The organism is Plebeiibacterium marinum (assembly GCF_026013615.1).
Lineage (GTDB): Bacteria > Bacteroidota > Bacteroidia > Bacteroidales > Marinilabiliaceae > Saccharicrinis > Saccharicrinis marinus_A.
Window position 1 is genome coordinate 22,821 of record NZ_JAPDPI010000006.1, and the last position, 23,088, is coordinate 45,908.

General features: G+C 34.9%; 12 protein-coding genes and 1 other RNA gene. 2 read left to right on the plus strand and 11 right to left on the minus strand.

The genetic code is table 11. From position 1 onward, the window contains the following. Positions 1 to 133: 133 nt before the first annotated feature. Positions 134 to 610 carry a GNAT family N-acetyltransferase gene (locus OM074_RS04440; RefSeq protein ID WP_301198085.1) on the minus strand — a complete coding sequence of 159 codons (477 nt, stop codon included), beginning with the start codon at positions 608 to 610 and terminating at the stop codon, positions 134 to 136. Then, a complete protein-coding gene (locus tag OM074_RS04445) occupies positions 598 to 1,452 on the minus strand; it encodes a histidinol-phosphatase (protein WP_301198086.1) in 855 nt (284 codons plus the stop codon). The genes OM074_RS04440 and OM074_RS04445 overlap by 13 nt, the downstream gene beginning before the upstream one ends. A gap of 169 nt (positions 1,453 to 1,621) precedes the next feature. Between OM074_RS04445 and OM074_RS04450 the strand changes: the two genes are divergently transcribed. Next, on the plus strand, positions 1,622 to 3,199 hold the full coding sequence (locus OM074_RS04450) for a peptide chain release factor 3 (RefSeq protein WP_301198087.1): 1,578 nt from the start codon (positions 1,622 to 1,624) through the stop codon (positions 3,197 to 3,199). 72 nt (positions 3,200 to 3,271) lie between these two features. Continuing rightward, complete coding sequence (locus OM074_RS04455) at positions 3,272 to 3,673, plus strand: thioesterase family protein (RefSeq protein WP_301198088.1); 402 nt, start codon at positions 3,272 to 3,274, stop codon at positions 3,671 to 3,673. Between the two features lie 14 nt (positions 3,674 to 3,687). Here the strand turns inward: OM074_RS04455 and OM074_RS04460 are convergent, their stop codons facing one another. The 9 genes from OM074_RS04460 to OM074_RS04500 form a co-directional block, all read right to left on the minus strand. Beyond that, positions 3,688 to 5,055: an exonuclease domain-containing protein gene (locus OM074_RS04460; RefSeq protein ID WP_301198089.1), complete on the minus strand. Its 1,368-nt coding sequence runs from the start codon at positions 5,053 to 5,055 to the stop codon at positions 3,688 to 3,690. Positions 5,056 to 5,451: 396 nt separating this feature from the next. Beyond that, positions 5,452 to 6,759, minus strand: a complete 1,308-nt coding sequence (locus OM074_RS04465; protein ID WP_301198090.1) for a YihY/virulence factor BrkB family protein — start codon at positions 6,757 to 6,759, stop codon at positions 5,452 to 5,454. A gap of 75 nt (positions 6,760 to 6,834) precedes the next feature. Next, positions 6,835 to 7,200: RNase P RNA component class A (gene rnpB / locus OM074_RS04470), an RNA gene on the minus strand. Between the two features lie 20 nt (positions 7,201 to 7,220). Beyond that, the gene (locus OM074_RS04475; protein WP_301198091.1) at positions 7,221 to 7,868 is read right to left on the minus strand and encodes an SPOR domain-containing protein; all 648 of its coding nucleotides are present in this window, start codon (positions 7,866 to 7,868) and stop codon (positions 7,221 to 7,223) included. Between the two features lie 27 nt (positions 7,869 to 7,895). Then, positions 7,896 to 9,932, minus strand: a complete 2,037-nt coding sequence (locus OM074_RS04480; RefSeq protein ID WP_301198092.1) for an OmpA family protein — start codon at positions 9,930 to 9,932, stop codon at positions 7,896 to 7,898. 152 nt (positions 9,933 to 10,084) lie between these two features. Next, a complete protein-coding gene (locus tag OM074_RS04485; RefSeq protein WP_301198093.1) occupies positions 10,085 to 11,029 on the minus strand; it encodes a PorP/SprF family type IX secretion system membrane protein in 945 nt (314 codons plus the stop codon). Between the two features lie 44 nt (positions 11,030 to 11,073). Further along, positions 11,074 to 20,004 (minus strand): T9SS type B sorting domain-containing protein, encoded by an 8,931-nt coding sequence (locus OM074_RS04490; protein WP_301198094.1) that lies wholly within the window; start codon positions 20,002 to 20,004, stop codon positions 11,074 to 11,076. 356 nt (positions 20,005 to 20,360) lie between these two features. Beyond that, positions 20,361 to 21,017, minus strand: a complete 657-nt coding sequence (locus OM074_RS04495; protein WP_301198095.1) for a PQLLE family protein — start codon at positions 21,015 to 21,017, stop codon at positions 20,361 to 20,363. A gap of 1,017 nt (positions 21,018 to 22,034) precedes the next feature. Continuing rightward, the gene (locus OM074_RS04500; RefSeq protein WP_301198096.1) at positions 22,035 to 23,027 is read right to left on the minus strand and encodes a DUF2027 domain-containing protein; all 993 of its coding nucleotides are present in this window, start codon (positions 23,025 to 23,027) and stop codon (positions 22,035 to 22,037) included. Between the last annotated feature and the right edge of the window lie 61 nt (positions 23,028 to 23,088).

The following is a 23,088-nucleotide window of genomic DNA, read 5'->3' on the forward strand; positions in this document are numbered from 1 at the left end:
TTTCAATGCCTTTATCAACAATAAAAATAAGTTCATCAACAATAAGGAACCTTCTGTCGAAAGACACTGAATCTGTTAACTCCAACTTCAGTTATCCAATAAAAAAAATGATTTTTTTAAACAAATATTCCAATTACAGTAGATTCTCCCAGAAATACATTCGTGGATTACAATCCTGAAAGCCTGTCTTTTTATATAGGTTCATAGCATTGAAATTGTCATCCCTTACCTCCAATGTTACTTTGCAAAAATCTTTCAATCTTGAGTATTCCGATATTTTGTTCAGCAAAGTATAACCTGCACCTCTTTTTCTATATTCAGGGGTAACCACAAAATCATGTATGTTCAAAAGTTTTTTAGCCTTGAATGTTGAAAACCCAACAAAACAGTTAGCTAAAGCAACATATTTTTTATCAGTTTTCAATAAAAAGCCTATATAATTATTTTGCTTCTGTAGTCCCGATATTATTTTATCAGCCAAATCCTCAGATAATTCCCTTCCCAACCCCATCTCATCCAACATATAATCATTCATTAAAGAAACCAATGCATCCCTATGTTCTTTCCTCTTTAAATCAATTACATCGTAGGTATATATTAACTTTTCCATAATAATCCTTCTTCATTAAATTCTATATCTCTCCACTTACCGTCTTTAAATTCTTTTAACTGGGTATAACCAACTTTTAGCAGTTCTTTGGCTACAATTGAATATGAAGCCATTTGCTTATCAGGATAATGTGCATCGCTATTTACAGTTAAGGGGATATCATATTCTTTGAGCAATGGAAATAACTCTACTCCAGGAAAAAGCAGTCCGTTTTTTTCATATGATTTTGTATTGATTTCAACAATTACTTCCTTTTCAGCAACTAACTTCAGCACCGATTTAACTTCATCAATATACCAGTCTTCCGATTCATCAAAAAACGCTTTATTTATATTATGCATTTTTATTTTATCAAAATGGCCAATAATATCAAATTCCTCTTTTATTATCATTTCTCTGGTTAATTGATAAAACCTTTTGACCAACTTTTTAATATCACCCTTAAAGATATTTTGAAATCCATTTTCAAAAACATCATCAATCCCCCAGATTTTACCATTTTGAAAAAGCTCAACAAAATGAACACTCCCAATTTTATAATCTAAATCCACTTGATCTAAAACTTCCTTATTAAAACCCTCCAATGCAAACAGATAGTCTAATTCTAACGAAGTATGAATTTGTATTTCCCCAGAATACTTTTTCTTCAATAATTCTATCTCGGCAATATATTCAGGAAGTTTCTCCATCTTCATTGTCCAAAAACAATCAAATGGCACAGGAGCATGTGATGAAAATCCGATAACAGGCATCTTATCTTTGATAGCTTGCAGAACAAATTCTTCCATTTTTCCATATCCATCGCAATAATTACAATGTGCATGATAGTTTGTCCACATCATTTAAGTTTCTTTTTATAATTTTTGACCTTAAAAATCTAACAATTTTATATAAAATCAAACCTTTCTGCTTATAAAAAACATGCAGTTACTTAAATAATTTTTTAAGCGCCTGACTCTTAAAATATCAATACATTAATTAACTTTGCGCTCGTTTTTATTATTACAGAATATGGGCTTAATTGAAGAAATACAAAGAAGAAGGACATTTGCGATTATTAGTCACCCGGATGCAGGGAAGACAACCTTAACCGAGAAACTTCTTTTATTTGGAGGGGCAATTCACGTTGCCGGTGCTGTTAAATCAAACAAAATAAAGAAAACAGCCACTTCCGACTTTATGGAAATTGAAAAACAACGTGGTATTTCTGTTGCAACATCTGTAATGGGATTTGAATATAAAGACCACAAAGTAAACATACTGGATACCCCTGGTCACCAAGACTTTGCAGAAGACACTTTTAGGACATTAACAGCTGTTGACAGCGTAATTATTGTAGTAGATGCTGCCAAAGGAGTTGAGGCCCAAACCCGCAAGCTTATGGAAGTTTGCAGGATGAGAAAAACTCCGGTAATGGTATTCATTAATAAGATGGACAGACCAAGCAAGGATGCATTCGACCTCCTTGACGAAATAGAAGAAGAACTAAAAATTAAAGTTCGGCCATTGAGTTGGCCAATTGGTAACGGCCCAACATTTCAGGGAGTTTACAATATTTTTGAATCTAACCTAAACCTGTTTGAAGCAAGTAAACAAACTGTTCAGGAAAGTATTGCATTTTCCGACGTTAACAATCCCGAGTTAGAAGGATATATTGGAGAAAGTGCTTCGGAACTTTTAAGGGAAGAGATTGAGTTAGTTGAAGGTGTTTATCCGGATTTTGATATAAATGAATATTTGAAAGGTGATTTAGCCCCTGTATTTTTTGGCAGTGCCCTAAATAATTTTGGAGTTAACGAGTTATTAAACTGCTTTATAACCATTGCTCCTACCCCGCAACCATCTTCAACAATACAAAGAGATATTAATCCTGATGAAAATAAATTTACTGGTTTCGTTTTTAAGATTCACGCCAACATGGATCCCAATCACAGAAACAGGATCGCCTTTGTAAAAATATGCTCAGGTAAATTTGAAAGAAACAAAAACTATCATCATGTCCGACAGGGTAAGAACTTCAAATTTTCGAGCCCAACGGCTTTTATGGCTGAAAAAAAGTCAATTATTGACGAAGCTTTCCCTGGCGACATTGTAGGTTTGCCGGACTCAGGTAATTTTATCATCGGTGACACAATAACAGAGGGAGAAAAAATTAATTTTAAAGGATTACCGAGTTTTTCTCCTGAGTTGTTCCGCTACATTGAAAATGCTGACCCTATGAAGTCAAAACAATTGGCCAAAGGTATCGACCAATTAATGGACGAAGGAGTTGCCCAGCTATTTACCAGCCAGTTTAACGGACGTAAGATCATAGGAACCGTAGGAGCCTTACAGTTTGAAGTAATTGAGCACAGATTAAATAATGAATATAATGCCAAGTGTAGGTACGAACCTATTAATTTATACAAGGCATGTTGGGTAAGATCTAAAAACACAGCCCAGTTAGAAGATTTTAAAAGGAGAAAAAATCAATACATGGCTAAAGACAAACAAGGCAGAGATGTGTTCCTGGCTGATTCGGCCTATATGTTACAATTAGCTCAACAAAACTTTGAAGACATAGAATTTCACTTTACAAGTGAATTTTAATTGCTTTATAGAAAATAATTAAAACATTTTTTTAAAATTTAGGTATATTAAATTATATCTAAATTTTAAAAGATGGAAGCAATATTACACTACCTAAAGCCAGGTATACAACACTCAAAAGATTATACCATACAAAATGAGGACCTGGCCTCAAGTTTAAAAACCGGGGATATTGAATATGTTGCCACGCCATCTTTAATCATTTTCATGGAAAAAACAATCTGTGAATTTATCCACGAACGGATTCCGCCTGAATATACATCTGTTAGTGCAGAAATTAATATAAAACACATGGAGCCAATGGCGCTTGGTGAAGAAATAAAATGCACCATCCATTTAAAATTTGTAGAAAAAGAAAAGCTTTTTTTCGACTTTGCCTTGTTCAACAAAAACAAAGATATAGTGGCCATTGGGGCTCACGAAAGGTTTATTGTATTAAAACATCAATTCCCGAATTCTTCAAATAAAGCTTAATTTTTATTATTCAATTAATTTTTTTTAACCCTAAGCGCTTTGTTTTCCCTTAGTTGTCTTTTGATTATAAGGCGGGCATCTTTGTTATCATCGTTAAGCACCAGGCCACCTATTAATTCATCCATTGAAGAAAATCCCATTTGCTTGTCAACCCATCCATATCCAAGGTATTTACCCCCTCTAACAACAACAACAGAATCTTCATCAATATTCCTGCCCTGATCAATAATTACAAAATCGTCCATCTCATAAGCCAGGCTATCAATAAATTTTTGAGCCCTGATATTGTATGTTTCAGGAAGCTCTAAATCAACACATGCACCCTTGCATAACTTTATCTGATATTGAAAACAACTTCCGGTAGAATCAGACAATCCAGATAATTTCTGACATAACTCAAACTCTTCAACCATCCTGAAAAGAAATTCCCTACCTTCTTTTTGTGATTCAAATGAATTAATTGGTGTTGTTCTTCCATCATTTTTAAGGATATTAAAGCGTATATACCCCTTTCTATCATTAAAATAGAAAAGACCATAGTTAAACCTGTTTTTTCGTTGAGCCTTATTATATATAGGTCTGTTTGATTTAATCTCTGCAGATTCTTTTAATAAGGCTAACAATTCACTTCCTGTCAATTCATAATCAACACTCGCAATTTCCCCTTTCATTTTAACAGCCTTTTGGGTTTTAGGCTGACCAATATGAGTTAAAACCCTATTGCGTATATCCTTGCTCTTGCCAATGTAAATCAAATCATTTTTTTCATTATAAAAATAATACACCCCAACATTTTGAGGTAATTGCTTAATCTTTTCAATATCTAAATCAGGATGAAGTCCTTGAGCACTAAAAATTTTATTTTGAGCTAAAGGGAATATAACTCCGTTATTCTTTTTTAGCAATAACTCAAAAAGGGTAACTGTAGCAATAGCATCTCCGGCAGCCCGGTGTCTGGCATTATTCTGAATATTCAGCTCTAAACAAATATTACCTAAACTATACGATTTATAACCCGGCAAGAATTTTCTACTTAATTTTACCGTACATAGAGTTTCTCTTTTAAACTCATATCCAAGAGCTGCAAATTCGGCCTGAACGAACCCATAATCAAAACCGGCATTATGAGCAACAAATATAGTCCCTTCCGTAATATCAACAATCTTCCTGGCTACTTCATAAAACTTAGGTGCTTCTGCAACCATTTCATTGCTTATTCCTGTTAGTTTAGAAATATATGGTGGTATATATTGCTCCGGATTTATTAATGAAACAAATTCATCAATTACTTTATTTCCATCATGAAGATATATGGCAATTTCAGTAATTTTTCCATTATTAAAATTTCCTCCTGTAGTTTCAATATCTATAATAGTATACATTTGACCTTCCTAAGTTTCTGGTAATCTGCAAAGAAAATAATTTGATAGCACCATACCAAAATTTCCCATAAAAACACCCTGCAATTTCTTTATAAAAAACACTCAAATCCCTTGCTATTTCTTTGATAGAAGAAAAATTTAAACTATTTTTGTTATGTAAGGTTGATATAAAGAAAACCGCATCAGTTTTATTTAGATTGTTAAACTCAACACTACAATAGAACCGAGTTAAGTTGTTTGATCTAAGGGCGGGCCTCACCTTCGGGTTATCATTTTGATACGGAGGATTACCGAGGATCTTAATACACTCAAATCCTGTATACAGGAGTTTAAATAGTCCATGATTGATGCGGCCGGCATAAAAAGGGGATGTTATTTTAACATCCCCTTTATTTTTTATAAATCTTTTATAAGCACGTTATAATCTGAAGAGTATCTGAGTTTTTTAAACTTATCCACCACTCCTTTAACTTTTTCCAGACTTTCCGTTTCTTCAAAATGAAGATTATTACTGCCTGTAGTTTCCAGCATATCCAGAATTTTAGAGATAGTAAGCTGATTTATGTCAAGAGCTGGATTGTAAGAGGTAATTCCACTTGATTCAATGGTTACTTCTATTAACACCTTACACCTTACTAAATCATACAAAATTTCATTGATCAATCGGATTGGAAATCTTAACGCCATGGAAAGTTTTAAGGAGTTCAATGGTTCTTCCCCCTTTTCAAAACGTTTTATCACCTCATAACACACCATTAATGCCACAATCCTTTTATACTCAAGGCTTACATTTTTTGTATCTGCCTCAAACTCAAAACTATTAACATTTTGCACAGCAAAAGAAATTTCGGCACCAAACATTACAATCAGCCAACTTGCCTGCATCCAGAACAAAAACAATGGCAATGCGGCAAAACTACCATAAATGGCATTATACCTGGAAACACCTACCATAAAATTGATGAAATAGTATTGCAAAACCTGAAACAACACTCCCGCAACAACTCCACCAACAAGAGCTGACACAAAATTCACTTTTGTATTGGGCATAATCAGGATAAGCATTGTAAACGCAAAACATATGAGCACATACGGCAAAAGCATTGATAACATTTTACCAACATAGCTTAAAGCTTCATAATCATTGAATTTTGCTGAAACAAATACAATCATACTACTACTTGAAACTAAGAATAGAAATGCTACGATCATCAATGCAATATAATCAGTAAATTTTCTGGCAAAATTTCTTGAACTCTTAACTTCCCAAATGTCATTAAAACTTTGCTCAATGTTACCTAAAACCTGCATTACTGACCAAAAGAGAATTATTAAGCCTACTCCTATTATCAATCCACTTTTTGTACTTTTTACATACTTCTCTGCCAAAAGCAAAATATAGTTCAACACTTCTTCCTGTCCTACCATTTTATTGGTAAGCTCCGATTTTAATGTCTCATCTAAACCAAAACCTAATGCAATACCATATAATAATGCCACCATTGGCACTACTGACATCAATGAATAAAACGTAAGTGCGGATGCTTTTTGCTGGCATTTATCGTAAAAAAAACCCTTTATAGCCAAATATAAAATCCTAACAGTATTTATAATAAGAACATGAGGCCGGGAAAGTTCAAATTTCTGGATACGCCAAATGTCTTCAGTCAGATATTTTACAGCTTTTGAAAAGAACTCAGTCATTGCAGATATTTTAAGCAAAAATACAAACATCTTTCTAACCTGATACAAGAATTATACAGGCCAACATTAGAAGAAAAAAATAGCAAGTCGATAAGCCGGGTTCTGTCATTTCCGAAGAAACGGTCTATCATTTGTCTTGAATTATGGTCACCCATAATTTCCAGCAACCTACCCCTCACGACTGTAAACATCAAAGCGAGTAGCTCTGTATCCGAAGAAATCGTGATATATTTGGTCTTGCAATCCATGAGATACACGGCTACTTATGTTACCATAAGTACCGGTGAGCTCTTACCTCACCTTTTCACCCTTACCAGTCAATGACTGGCGGTAATTTTCTGTTGCATTACTCTATCCTTTCAGATAGCTTCCCGTTAGGAAGCATGGTACTCTATATTGCCCGGACTTTCCTCCATAAATGGCGATAGACTGACTTGCTATTCGATGCAAAAATAAGATAATTATTCAATTTGATAAGGTAAATACGAATCCAATTCCCTTACATACGCATTTTTAAAGCCTTTTGCCTTAATCTGGCCCAACTCAGCAACCGCTTCTTCATATTTATATTTCCCTATCGTATATCTATAAATTTTATCGTCGAGATAAAACTCCATAATATTTTTTTCTTCAAGTCCCTTAAAATGACTTAAATAAACAGGAAATCTAAAGGCACTTAATTGTATTGTATAGGTTTTATTTGGATCCGGCTTAAAATTTATTCCTGAGGATACTGATTTACCACCTTTAAGAATGTATTTACTCGTGTTTACAATAAAGGCCTGAGTATACCCCAAATCACGATAATAAACCAATTCATTTTGTGCAGCCTTTTTATTTGGATAACTTCCTACAGTATAACGCATGAAACCATCGGCACAATCAAACTCGCGGGCTTCTTCAACATTATTAAAAAACCCAGGCTCTCCTGCAGGATATTTCAAGGCAATTATCTGAATAGCATAATCTGGTTTATCAGATAAGTTAAATACACTAACAATTTTTTTTGAGGTTCTTAACGGACCTAATTTATCTACTTTATTTTGGCCATATATTGGACTAACCAACAGTGCAAATACGGCTAAAAACACAATATATCCTGATTTCATTTTCATTGTCTTTTTATCTTACGAGTGTTATTTATTCTTTACCCTCCAAACAACAACTTCAATCCTTCTATTTTTAAGCTGTTCTTCATTACTACACAGAACACCTCTTTTACATTTATTTACTATATATCTTTCACCATAGCCACGTGGAATAGTTGATTCCCCATCAACACCTTTCTCCATCAGCATACCTTCCACTTTTTCACCCATGCGCTGTGAATTAAACAAGTTATCAAGCTTACTTCCCCTGGCATCTGTATGAGAATTCAATTTAACTACAATTTGGTTATTTTTTTGAAGATATACGGCTAATCTATCTAGAGTTTTTAAACTTTCCTCCGTTAATTCCATTCCTTCATAATACAATACCATACCACTTATATCATCCAGAACGTCATCATTAAAAATTGGGGTTAAGGCCAATCCATTGCTATTTAAATCAGCTAACTCCATAATATTAACTATCATACGTTTAGCATTAAACTCACCATCCTTTGAAAATACCAATTCAAACTCCTGCCCCTCTTTTCTGTACTCATCAGGAATAACCACGTTAAAAGCACCCTTATCATCAGAAACTCCGGTTGCTACAACTTTGCCAGTTGCATCATCAATAATTTCCACTGTAACTCCTGCTGCAGCAATATTACTATAGGTAGATTTTACTTTAGCATTAAATAACTCTGGAAACATCGACAAATCTACTACAGGCTTTTCAACCACTTCCTCAACAACTATAGTTTCCTCTGGTAAATTTTCTAAATCAATAACATCTCCTTCTTCCGGAATAACCTCTTCTTCTTTCTCTCCAATGAACTCCACCGTAAATATCAAATCCTCTCCACTTTCTGTACGACTACTAGATAGAAAACCTTTTTCAGGATTTTTAGGACTTACAATGTACGCAAAGTCGTCTGCTACTGAGTTAAACGGTTGATACATGTTCCTAACATTTTTCCATGCTCCTTCTTCGTAATCAGCCCTAAACAAGTCTAATCCACCAAATCCATAATGTCCATCAGAAGAGAAATACAAAACATTATCATTACTTATGTAAGGAAAAACTTCATCACCAAAGGTATTTACCTCAGGCCCAAGATTTTTCACTTTTCCATACATTCCTCCCCGTAACCTTTCTACCCTGTACAAATCTTTTCCTCCACGGCCTCCGTTACCTTCCATATTTGATACGAAATACAGGAATTTATCATCTGGAGAGACAGCTGGATGACCATAATCGAAATTTTCATCAATAAATGGCAACTCTATTTCTTTATCCCAATCATTTCCGTTATAATTTCTTTTATAGAGCTTTAATCGGCTTTCACCACCCTTTACACGAACAACTTTGGTATAATACATAGTATTAAAATCGGAAGTAAAAGAAATTGCACCAATATGATAAGGAGTTACTAATGCTTTGGAAAAAAGTCTTCCCTTTTGAATTTCATGATCCACTAAATCGGAATAATATAAATTCAGGAATGCTTTCCCTTGCCTATCAACGTTTTTAGATCCTGATTCAGAAGCAGATGAATATACTACCCCATCTTTATAAAACTGAATACCAAATGACTGTCCTGATGTAAAAATTGGTGAAGGGTTTACCCTGTAAGGTTCTTGATCGGTGTGAGCTGCAGCCCAATTACAGGACTGGATTAACTCATTAACCTGAACAGGATTGGCCCCTGCTTTTAAAGCCTTTTCGTACCAAAAAACAGCACCTCTATCTTCTTTTGCATAAAGACCTGAACGATGGTAAACTTTTGCGTAAATAAGAAAATCCTCTTGGGTAGATAGTTTATCTTCCACTTCAATTAATGTAGTAAGAGCACGTTCTATGTTATTTAACTCAAAATAACACTTACCCATTTTAATTTGTACATCACTACTTAGTTTTTCACCATCATTTTGCGCCTCCAGGTATACTTGTAATGCCTGGTAGTATTCTGCCTTTTTATAATAACTGTTGCCCTTATTTACCAACTTACTTTGGGCAAAGGTACTTTGTACACCTAAACTTATAATAATGGCAAAAACTATGTTTTGTACAATCTTCTTCATAATTAAAGATATTAAAGCTATGATTACTATAACATTACGAAAACACCCGTAAACAATATAAATCAGCTAATATGTTAGGAATAAATTTTACTTTTGTTAATCACAAATTTCAGACAATTTTATTAAATATTCTATTAATAACAGAAATAATACTAGAAATATCTTATCGATCTCATTCCAGCCCTCCTGTTAAATGTAAAATCGAATTGAATACAGATCTCGTGAGACCCTAGTTTAGCATATTGGTTTAACGAATTAAAAGAATAATCAAACGAATACCTAAAAGTATATGGTGACTTTCTATTTGGTTTAAATTCAGCCAGGAACACCGCACTTGATATAGAACGATATGACAATCCCAACCATAGAGTTTCCATCAATAACACATTACCTGAAATATCAAATTGCAAAGGAGCTCCGGCAACCTCTCTAAATAATAGCGTAGGCTTAATTTTAACGTCATTCCAATCAAACACATATCCACCATACAGATACATGGTCATATTGTTAAAATCCAGAGTGTTTTTAAAACTATTCTGATCCTGATCAAAATTATTAGAAAACATTTTAGGAACAGAAAATCCCGCAAAATAATCTTCACCATACAAGTAAGCTCCAAAACCTACGTTCATTCCAATTTTAGACTGCTTGCCTTCAAAGACAGGATCTCCATACTCATCAGTAATTGCTTTTGTACCATCATACACAATTGAACTGGCTCCCAACTGCAATCCTAAAGATAAAAACCTAAGTCTATCAATCTCTAATTTATATGATGCAGAAACCATAGCATCGGTTGTACGAGAAAAACCAATCATATCATTCATAATGGAAACTCCAAAGCCTAAATTAGTATCTTCAAGAGGTCCATGCACATTTAATGCTTGGTTCATTGGGGCTCCTTCCATACCAATCCATTGGTTACGGTTAATCAACAAACCACTCATAACATCCCTTGTACCATTATAGGCAGGATTTAACAGTCCTTGGTTTCCTATATAATGATTATACTGAGTTACATCCTGCCCATAACTACTAATAAAACAACTACCTGCAATTAGTATTATGAACAATCTTAATATATGGTTATATCTCATATCTTTATATTTCTTAGTTAAGACTCAAGTTATATATACGTACCTTATCTTCTTAATTCAATATAGCCACTGTACTCCTTCACACTTGTCTTTTCTTCTCCAGTAACATTAACTTCAACACTATATACATAAAAGTATGTTCCATTTGGCAAATCAGTTCCTATTGATACCATATTTGCTGTAGTCGAGGTACCATCCCACCATTCACCATCTCCTCCATAAGTATCACCCTTAGATCTATACACTAATGCTCCCCAACGGTTAAACACTTCTAATTTTGATTTTTCGGCACTATATCTGCCATCTTCTTCAATCCCTGAAATTTTGAAATAATCATTAATATCATCTCCATTAGGAGAGAATGCATTTGGAATCAAGAATGTTTTTCCTTCTTCAATACCTTTATTTCCCACAAAGATATACACTTTAGCTGAGTCAATACGGGGTCTTGTATCAGGATATTCTATATTCTTAAAGTAATATGTAACAGAATCTCTACCGAAGAATCCTGGTATTTTAGTATAAACTAAAACTCCTGTCTTTTCATCAATGATCACTGAACCACTTTCAATATCTTTTATAACTTCAGCTGAATTAGGATTAAACCAGAACCTAAGATTGCCATCACCTTCTACTTCAGGATCATACAACACATCTATTGCAGGATTCCAAGTATCGTTAGTAAACTCATCGGATCCAGGAACAATCACAGTCCCAGTATTATCACCTTTTGCAAGATTTAAATAATCATCTTCAGCATTTAATGGGTACTGCTCTAATCTAACTATTCCATCCATTTCAGCACTACAGCCCATATTGCTAACAGCCTGAACCGTATAAATACCATCTGCAGATCTTCTTCCAAAATTAATAGATCCTCCTGTACTCAAACTATCTACTGCTGGATCAATTTCAGAACCATTTAATAAAAGTTTATAAGTAATTGCATCCTCTTCTGGTGCGGAATTATCCAATATTAATTCATCAGAATCTACAAGTCCATAACATACTTCACTTGAACAATCCAAATCTCCAATCTGGAAAATTTCAATATTCGGTGTAGGATTCATTATTATCTCGAAAGTATCAACTGTACTAACAAAACAACCTGATTCAAAGTTTCGAGCTATAACATGATATTCACCGTTGGGTATATAATTCACAAATTCAATAACATCACCGTTACCATCCTGGAACCCAAGCGTAACACCATCATCATCTTTCAATTGGTATCCTATTCCATTTTCAGAATTTGTAACCTGAACCTTAATTCCTTCATCTCCTTCACAATAACTATCTCCTCCTACCAGAGTATATTGAGGAGCCAATGGAGTATCTTTATACGAAATTTCAATTACATCTAGTAACAATGAATCACAATCTCCTTCAACCATTGACATTGCCCATATCTCATATGTCTCTTCTCCCGATACAGGTTCTGTTACCACCCATGAAACCGGATCTCTATCAGTACCTGTTATGGTATCTAAGATTGCACCATATGAAGCTTCAATTCTATATCTTCTATCTATTTCGAAACCATCAAGTGTAATTGTTGCACCTATTGAACCACATACATTCTCACTATCAATAGATACCTGATGCTCTTCAGGTTTGCTTCTAGCATTCAAGGCTATACTAACACCACCATTAATAGGTATAATACAGGCATCGCCGCCTCTAGTAGCCTGGAAGGTATAAATTCCTTCTGTAAAATTGGTACCTAATGATAATATACCAGAATCAGTTCCTGTAACTTCAGCTACAACAACATTTGTTTCATCTATAACCTGATATACCACATCTGCCTCATGATCAGATAAGCTGAACTCAACACCTTCGCCATCACAATACACGTTGCTATCATATACAACAGTTTGGTCTACGGGAGCAACACTTTGATGAACATCTACAACTCCGTTCATACTGGATGTACAACCTTTATCTGTAGTTGCTATAACTGTATAAGTTCCAATATCAGTAAATCTACCAAAAGTAATAGTATCCGTTTCTGCTCCTCCAATCGCTGGTGAATCCAATTTATCATCCAATAATGATCCATTAAAGTATTGAAGCATATAGGAAACACCCTCTTCTGAATTGTCAATTGAAATCTCTGCACCTAAAGCAGGGTCACAGAATTCTCCTGAACCTATCATTTTATATGCCTCTGGTAACGGATTAACATTCAGCACTACTCGATTGGTCATTTCCATCTCACAACTAACTGAAATACCAACTACTAAATATTCACCTTCTCCATTAACAAGTGGAAAATTCATACTGTTTCCATCTCCAGTAATTGTTTCTTCTGCATTTTCACCTGCAACTCCATACTTATGACTTAACCATAGTTCATACGTAACTCCGGCTTCGGTATCATTCAATCCAAATACAACACCCGGATCACCGTTACATATCTCACCTTCACCAGTAACAACTTGTTTTGTAACTACTCCGGCAATATCTATAAATACAGAACCTGATAAATAGATTGAACAACCATTTAATGTAGCCATTGCCGTGTACTCGGCATTGTCTTTATCGACAATAGGTGCAAAATCAATATCATTACCATCTCCTACAATCGATGGCAAACCAGCATCGTAATATTCCGATCCAACCTTTTTTACCAGGTTATATTGTACACCAACCTGCGACATAACAACAGTAACAATTGAACCATCTCCACAACCTGTACCAACGTAAGTTTCAGAAATAAACCTATCTTCAGGCAATGGTTTCTCTGTAATCGCAAATGTTCCATTCATTAAAGATTCACAATATGTAACTCCGTCTGTGCGTCGGGCAGTAACTTCATAGGTTCCTGTACTCGAAATCTCTATTTCCAGGACACCTCCAGTTCCTATAATTGCTGGTCCATAACTACCATCATCCAAATTATGCCACCTGTATTCAACATTTGATTCTGAACCTGGCAGATGTATAGTAGTACTTTCACCAGAACAATAATCACCATCACTTGTTAAATCATAAATATCTGGCAATGCATCAACTACCACTTCAATAGTGTTATTCATAGTATTGGTACAACCAACTTCAGGAACAACTGCTTCAACAGAATAGACTCCTTCTGCATTATAAATACCGGTAAACAACAAGGAAGAACCTGCTGCATCTGTCCCCGTAACTGTTTCTAACACTGTGGCACCATTGTATAAACTATACTCAACACCTTCCTCCTGATCATCAACACTTAAGGTAACGCCAGCCTCTCCTTCACAAAAATGACCATTATTGTCAGCTACCAAATTAAATGCCGTAGGTGTTGGTATTATTGAAACATTAGCATAACCATCCATCAACAATTGACATCCAGTAGAAGTCTCAATATTTGCAGTATATACACCTTCTTCTGATACTAAACCGAATGATAAAGAGCTATTATTTCCTAATAATGAAACACCTGTGTCATTACCATCACGAAATAATTTATATGTAACAGTATTATCCAATGAACCATCTAATGCTAATTCTACTCCACCAACATTTTCACAATAACGTCCATCTGTAAGTTCATTCTCATTTGCTGGATCAACTACATATAATAAATTTGTTTTTAAATCTTCTCCTTCTATAGAAAATGTTCCGGACATATATCTTTGACACCCACTAATTACACTTTCTGCTAATATAGTATAAGAACCAATACCAAGTTGGGCACTAAAATCAAGCTGAGATCCAATACCAGTTAAGACTTCTATCGGAATTACATCATTAAGATATAATGTATATTCTACTTCAGTCTGGGAATTATCCAAAGAAATCACATGACCTGATCCTCCATTACAACCTACAGCCGGACTAGAACTCAATGATGTTAAATTATATATATTAGGCAATAAGTATTCTGTAACCATTACCCTGTTATTCATTTCAAAACGTTCAGCAGGAACATCAGTATAAAAAGCCTCTACCCTATATTCATCTGTTCCCTGAATATCGTTCCAACGAACATCAACAGGAGTAGCGCTACTATACATAATAGAAGGCTCTACCTTTGAATTATCTGAAGTCCTTAATAATTCGTACGTGATACCATCCTGAGGAGTACCTCCAACATATACGCTTACCCCAGTTTCACCCTCACAATAAGCAGGTTCCGTGGTTAATACATCCAGTAATATAACACTATCAAATACATTTATTGTAAGTGATTCTGAAGACATACAATCATTTCCATCATATACATCAACAGAAACAACATCTCCATTCACTAATGTAGCTGATTCAAAAGTATTATCCGGTCCTCGTGGCTGAACTACAGTACCATTAACTGCAAATACATACTCAGCCCCTCCTCCTGCAGTAAACACAATATTTGTACCTGCAATAATTGAAGATCCAGGTACTGCATTTAAAGTAGCTGTTGGTAATGGATTAACTGTCATTGTTATATTACCGGTAGGTGTTGCACAGCCGGAAGTACTATAAGACACTATGGCAGAAATACTTTCCCCATCATTCAATGTATTTGATGAGAATTGAGATTCACTACCTGGTCCTTGCACACTAGTCCCATCAATGAAAAATTCATATACGTCACCTCCTGCTACAGTATATGTAACTTCGTCGGTAGCACAAATAATATTATCTGCATCTGAACTTGAAAGAGAAACTACCGGAACAGGATTTACATTAACTGTTACACCAGAATGGGCTGCGGTACAACCATAAGTATCAGTTGCTGTTACAGTAATATTATCATTATTTGCTAAGGTAGTTGATCTAAATTCTTCAGAAACATCTGGCCCCTGTACGCTTACGGTGTTCACAAAGAACTCGTAACTAACTCCGCCTCCAGCTGTAAACACAATCTCTTCTCCCTGGCAAATAGTAGTTTGGTCGGCAGTTAATGTAGCCACTGGTTTACTAATGGTAACATTAACTGCTGAACTAATATTTTCACAATTATTTCCATCAAAAATCCTGACTTCTACGGCAAAATCATTTAGAGAGTGCCATGTAAAAGTATTATCTGCTTGAATTCCGGTTTCAGGATTTCCATCAACAAAGAACTGATAAGTTAAGCTTCCTGTACCAGCACCTGTCGCAGTAAATAAAACATCCTGGTTTTCACAAACCGTACTAGCATCTCCACTTAATGTTACTGTCGGTAAGTCATGCACTGTCATTGAAATTGGAGGTGAAGCTCCAAAACAATCACCATCATAGGCTACCACAGAAATTTGATCTCCATCAGCAAGTATTGAACTTGAAAAAGTATTATTTACATCATCTTGTAAAACTTCCGATCCATTTCTATAATATATATACCTGTCAAAACCAGGTGAAGCAACAAAGTCAACAACTGAACCTAGACAAACTACATTTCCACCCGCACTGGTAATATTCAATGCTGGTATCGGATTGGCATTGATTGTCATAGTAATTACATTTGATGCATCAGCACACAATGTTGTATTATCTGTTGCAACTACATATATCTGGTCACCATCCTGCAAGTCTGGAGTTGTGTAAGTTGTTGATCCACTATGAACCGGATCATCAACTGCTCCCCTAATCCTATGGAATACATAACTATAATTTCCACTACCTAAACTTCCCGCAGCATTAAAAGTAACATCAATACCGGCACATGCTTCTGTTGAACCTGGTTGAGGGGCACTAACACTAATGTCTGCCTGAACCTGATTTATAACAACATCAACAGTAGCTGTATTTGTACATGTATTGACATCTTCAACTGTTAATGCATAAGTTCCTGCATTATTAATATCTACATTTGAAATTGTAGGATTTTGATCTGCATTATTAGTCCATCCATTAGGTCCTGACCATACATAACTTATCATACCATTAGGTAATCCACCTAAATTCAAATCCTCTCCTTCGCATAAAGGACCATTACTTGAAATAGAAGGTGATGGCAAATCATGCACCGTTACAAGCACAGTTGCTTCATCACTTGAACACCCAGAGTTATCTTCCACAATTACCCCATAAGTTCCTCCATCGGATAATGCAGCAGGATCTATTGTTAATATACTTCCATTTTCACCTGAAATAAGATTTCCATCTTTCGTCCATATATAATTAACATAATTACCGCTTCCTCCCGAAGGTACAGCTGTTAAAATAATGCTAGTATTAAAACAAACCGGATTATTATAACCAAGAGAAACAGTTGGCCTCTCATTCACAGAAACAACAGTAGTTCCTGCAATACTATTCGAGCAGCCTAAATTATCAGTTACAATAACATTATAAGTTCCGCTAGCAGCTGTAGTAGCAGCTACAATAGTAGGATCTTCTTCATTGCTGGAAAAAGAATTTGGTCCCGTCCAAGCAAATGTACTATATGTCCCTGATCCTCCTGAAGGTTCTGATGTCAGATGCAAATCATTTCCCTGGCAAACAGGAGAATCACTACCTGCATTAATTGTGGGATTTTCGTTTACCACAACAGTAGTACTCTCACTATCTGTACATCCATTCCCATCAACAACAGTTAGAGTATATACACCATCACCAGCCAAAGTAATTCCTGAAACAGAAGGACTTTGACTACTTGATGAAAATGTATTTGGTCCTGACCAGGAATAACTTGCCATGTTTACAGGACCTCCTAAAAGATTTAAATCATCACCTTCACATACAGCACCATCATTATTTGCCGATGCTATTGGTAACGTATATATCGTAACACCAACGTTTGCAGCATCACTAATACACCCACTATCATCCTGAACTGTTACACTATAATCACCAGCATCACTAAGAGCTGATGAAGCTATTGTTAAGGTGCTGCCATTTTCACCGCTTATAACGGATCCATCTTTTCTCCATACATAATTAATAAAATTACCACTTCCCCCATTAGGAGTAGCGGTTAATATTAAACTTGAATTCAAACAAACCTTATCGTTATAGCCAACAGAAACCGTTGGTCGTACATTTACAATTACATCAGTTGTAGCTGCAGCTGTTGTAGAGCACCCAAGGTCGTCAGTTACAGTAACACTATAAGTTCCTGAAGCCGCAGCAGTAGCTGCCACAATAGTAGGACCTTCTTCACCACTTGAAAAAGTATTAGGTCCTGTCCATATAAAGGTACTATACGTACCTGAACCTCCTGAAGGTTCTGATGTCAAATGCAAATCACTTCCCTGACAAACAGGAGAATCACTATCTGCATTAATGGTTGGGTTTTCATTTACAACAACAGTTGTACTCTCACTATCTGTACATCCATTTCCATCAGTAACAGTTAGTGTATAAATACCATCACCAGCCAAAGTAATTCCTGAAACAGAAGGACTTTGACTACTGGATGAAAATGTATTTGGCCCTGACCACGAATAACTTGTCATGTTTACAGGACCTCCTAAAAGATTTAAATCCTCACCTTCACATACAGCACCATCATTATTTGCCGATGCTATTGGTAACGAATATATCGTAACACCAACGTTTGCAGCATCACTAATACACCCACTATCATCCTGAACTGTTACACTATAATCACCAGCATCACTAAGAGCTGAAGAAGCTATTGTTAAAGTGCTACCATTTTCACCGCTTATAACAGATCCATCTTTTCTCCACACATAGTTAATAAAATTACCACTTCCTCCATTAGGAGTAGCGGTTAATATTAAACTTGAATTCAAACAAACCTTATCGTTATAACCAACAGAAACAGTTGGTCGCACATTTACTGTTACATCAGTTGTAGCTGCAGCTGTTGTAGAGCACCCAAGGTCGTCAGTTACAGTAACACTATAAGTTCCTGTAGCCGCAGTAGTAGCTGCCACAATAGTAGGGTCTTCTTCACCACTTGAAAAAGTATTAGGTCCTGTCCATGTAAAGGTACTATACGTACCTGAACCTCCTGAAGGTGTGGCTGTCAAATGCAGATCACTTCCCTGACAAACAGGAGAATCACTACCCGCTATAACTGACGGATTTTGTCTGATCACCACAGTAGTTTGAGCAGTATTCGTACAATTTTTACCATCCGATACAACCAAAGTATATACCCCCGCATCAGCTACTACAACAGGATTAATAACAGGATTTTGAGCACCACTACTAAAAGTACCCGGCCCTGTCCAGCTATATGACAACATTCCGTTTGGCTCCCCAGTCAAATTCAAGACTTCGCCTTCACACAAAGGTCCATTATTATCAGCATCTGCAATAGGCAAAGGATTAACCGAAACCGCAACCGTATTGTTCATAGTTTCTGAGCACACATTATGCGAATCATTTTTTGCATCTATATGATATGTAGTATTAATGGCAGGTGTAACACTAAAACTTATTGCTTCACCTGTACCAAATTTAGTATCTATTACATTATTTCCAGCATCAAGCAATTCATATTCAACCCCAATATCAGAATCTAACAAATTAACGTTAGTGGATTCATTTTCACATATTTCAGCATCATCAACAGACAAATCGTATCCATTTGGATATAAATAAATGGTTGTATAATCCGATTGCGTGTTAAGTGGACCCCAATCGCTGTCATATTCATACAAATCAAAATAGATACGTATTTCATGATACTTTGCATCTATCCTATTATCTATATGAAACACAACATCCGTTTCATTTCCGGATCCGCTAACATCAATCCAGCTAGGATGATATTCAACCACGGGCCCACCATCAATTATAACGGTCCTGACTTGCCAACTAACATTTTCAGTATCAGCATGCCACGAAATATTTGTATGAGATATAGTAACATCTCCCTCATTAGAGCAATACTGAGAAGCTAAATCAGTAAAAACACCACTTCCCCCCTTTAACGAGGACACTTTAAATCCTTTCGAACGTGCATCATTAGCATATAAACTCTTTGCCGTACTTAAACTAGCATCCACCAGTTTATCCTGAGCAACAACATCACAAATGCTTGCTACATGAACAACAAGCAATGAGACAAATACAACTAATAATCGGTTTAAGTTTTTCATCATAATCACATTATATAATGACTCCTGGTTTTTTAGCCATGATTAAAAAAACGAACAATTTTAGAAACAAGGTCCCAATTTGCATTAAAATCATTCTTTATCAATAACTTATTTTAAATACCACCCAAGCCAACACAACTCGGACAATACGTTAATTTTCAATATAATAAACAAACACAACTAATCTCCCCAACGTGCCGAAACAACACTTAATCCATTTGTACGCAGCTTCAATCCTTTAGTTACACGTAACATATAGCAAAACCGCCGACTTTGTTAAACTATTAGTTTTCTTACACCAACCATTTAATTTAAATGCTTAAAAGTATACATTAAACTCTTTTTAACAATCCCAACATTTAATTTTTATCTGATTGACCAAGTAAATTCATCATTTCAGGACTTCCTTCAAGAGCAATTCTTGCTACTTTCAAATAACTACTTACCCAATGTTGTACTTCTATTGTTTCTTTCCTCACTTTATCATTCAACATTCTTACAACTGCTGTAATCCTAACACATTTATCCGACAGCTCAGTTATATCCAACAATCCTTTTTTCAGTTCGTCCAAATCACTAATTTTAACCCCATACTCTCCAATGCTTCGCAAATATTGTTCATTTGACTTTAAGTTATTTACAAACACCGACACCTGAGTAAACCACTTATCGTAAGTCCGCGCCCTAACTCCTGTCAAAACCAAAGCTTCCTGTGCTTCTATATCATTTACAAATGCCACTCTTGCCAACTTAAGATATTTCATATATTTTTTATGAATATCATTCTGCATTCTCTTCTTCTCTGCATGACATTTTGATTTTTGCACAGACTTATCCCGAGCTTCATAATACAACACCCTTAAGCGCTCCCACATTTCACGACCTTCTTTCAACCTTGCCTGATCGTAACCATATCCACTCACAGCATCCTTAACCTCTTCCACTTTCATGCTATAAGAAGTAATCGAATCCAACTTCAACAAGAAGTCACTTTTTGTAAATTTCGTGTAATGCATATTAAAATTATTCTTCTAATTTGATATTACATCTATATAATAATTGATATTATTTACAAATCTTAAATTTTTAAATGAATTATGCAAATTTATTTAATATTATTTTCAATTGTATTAGTCTGAATTTATAATGTAAAAGCAATATTCAAAATATATTGATTCTATTAAATATATGATACCGCATATTTAAAATCAGATAGGAAATTTTCTTTTTTATATATGACATATTAAAATATTCATAATACATTTCTAAGTAAGAAATATTCATTTTAAAGAAATATCCATATAATTAAATTTTATATCAATAGAGATACTCAAACCTCACGTATCAAATGAAGAAACAACTTTAATTGAAAAAGAAAACTGTATAACCAACCAAAGCTTTTATATCAAATATTAAATCAAAAAGGCATCGCAAACATAATTCTAAAGCACAAACCTCATATACGAGATCAACTACAGCTCAAACCTTTAGTTGCCAATAAATTTGATCATTAGATATTTACAGCTCCAATACAGATCAAGACATAAAACAAAGCAATAACGACAATTTGATAGCGCCTAATCTCAATCCAAAGACACCATATAACAACATATTAGAAGAATATGCTATGTATCACAAAGACAGAAAACTCCCTTGTTTTCTACAATTGTAAAAAGCTGAAGAAATCTATCTAAAAAATAGCAGGAAATGATGATATGCGAGACTTTCCAAGACCTATCACGGAAAGCACTATGGATTACTCGAATGGTTTAATGTTCTATTTTGGTAAGTATACCAAATTCAACCTAAGTCCATTCAAAGATACTTCCGTAGCCTTCTCAAAAACGCCTCAGATCTGAAGCTATAAATGATAAGACCCGAAATTTTAGTAGACAGTTAGTTCCAGGAGTTATGTTTGATTATAAATAAGCTTTAGACTCACTAAAAGGGATTTACTTTTAGCAAGTCTAAAGCGGTTACATTTTTATTGATTTTTTTACTATTGTTGTTTATCTATTTTAACAAATTTAATATCAGATAACAACCATAGTTGCACCAAAACCATATTCCTTAAAAGAAGCATCCTGATAGCTATGCCACTTATATTTTCGATCCAAAGATTTTCTTATTTCATTTTTCAACACTCCATTTCCTACTCCGTGAATAAAAACAATTTTTTTATTCTTATTCTTTTTATTCTCTTCCATCACCTTGTGAAACCGCTCCATCTGAAAACCCAAAATTTCCTTATTACTCATCCCCCTGGTATCATCCAACAGCTCATCTATATGAAGATCTATTTCAAGCATCTCTTTATCATCCCTTCTTTTCACGGACGCTTTTTTAGGTTTTACCTCTTTTTCTTTAATTACTTCATGAAACTCTTTACCAGACAATTCATCAATTTTTTCCTGAAGCTTACCTTTTACAATATAAACCAGATTTGCCCTGTCTTCAAAATAATCATTATCTACAAAACCACCATCTTTAAGCAGTTTTGCACCAACAACCTTAAACTCTTTTGTTACAGGATTATAATAACTATAATCAACTTTTTTCCTAAACAAAAGCAATTGAACCACAAATTTCACTCCATCGATTTGACTTATTGATTCGCCACCTAATTCAATCTTTGTATTAGGTTCAATCTGTCCAGAAAACTTATATTTAACACCATTCTCCGTTACCTCTCCCAATGTATACATGGCAAAAAAGTTAGAATCATTCACCAAAAACATACTTACATCACCCTGAGCCTCTTTACCCCTAACGAAAGCAACCAAAAATTTCGGATCTCCCTCTTCATCCTCTTCTTCATAATGGTAATTCTCCACATCTTGCTCGTTTGCGATAATTTCTGTATCCCTGATCTTTTTCTCAACCAAAACAACATCTGAAATTAAAGCAGGAACCTCAAATCCATCTTCATCCAGAACATAAACCATTTTACCACCTTCAACCCTACTTACAACACCCCCACCTACTTCATTCAAAAACCTAACTTTATCTCCAATATTCAAACCCATTTTATCTATATATTTATTTTTTGCGCCTATGAAATTATAAAAATACTTCTCTCATTTATTA

Bases quoted from the DNA above. Each gene is read 5' to 3' on its own strand.
- OM074_RS04440 (WP_301198085.1), bottom strand. From the start codon at position 610: ATGGAAAAGTTAATATATACCTACGATGTAATTGATTTAAAGAGGAAA.
- OM074_RS04445 (WP_301198086.1), bottom strand. From the start codon at position 1,452: ATGATGTGGACAAACTATCATGCACATTGTAATTATTGCGATGGATAT.
- OM074_RS04450 (WP_301198087.1), top strand. From the start codon at position 1,622: ATGGGCTTAATTGAAGAAATACAAAGAAGAAGGACATTTGCGATTATT.
- OM074_RS04455 (WP_301198088.1), top strand. From the start codon at position 3,272: ATGGAAGCAATATTACACTACCTAAAGCCAGGTATACAACACTCAAAA.
- OM074_RS04460 (WP_301198089.1), bottom strand. From the start codon at position 5,055: ATGTATACTATTATAGATATTGAAACTACAGGAGGAAATTTTAATAAT.
- OM074_RS04465 (WP_301198090.1), bottom strand. From the start codon at position 6,759: ATGACTGAGTTCTTTTCAAAAGCTGTAAAATATCTGACTGAAGACATT.
- OM074_RS04475 (WP_301198091.1), bottom strand. From the start codon at position 7,868: ATGAAATCAGGATATATTGTGTTTTTAGCCGTATTTGCACTGTTGGTT.
- OM074_RS04480 (WP_301198092.1), bottom strand. From the start codon at position 9,932: ATGAAGAAGATTGTACAAAACATAGTTTTTGCCATTATTATAAGTTTA.
- OM074_RS04485 (WP_301198093.1), bottom strand. From the start codon at position 11,029: ATGAGATATAACCATATATTAAGATTGTTCATAATACTAATTGCAGGT.
- OM074_RS04490 (WP_301198094.1), bottom strand. From the start codon at position 20,004: ATGATGAAAAACTTAAACCGATTATTAGTTGTATTTGTCTCATTGCTT.
- OM074_RS04495 (WP_301198095.1), bottom strand. From the start codon at position 21,017: ATGCATTACACGAAATTTACAAAAAGTGACTTCTTGTTGAAGTTGGAT.
- OM074_RS04500 (WP_301198096.1), bottom strand. From the start codon at position 23,027: ATGGGTTTGAATATTGGAGATAAAGTTAGGTTTTTGAATGAAGTAGGT.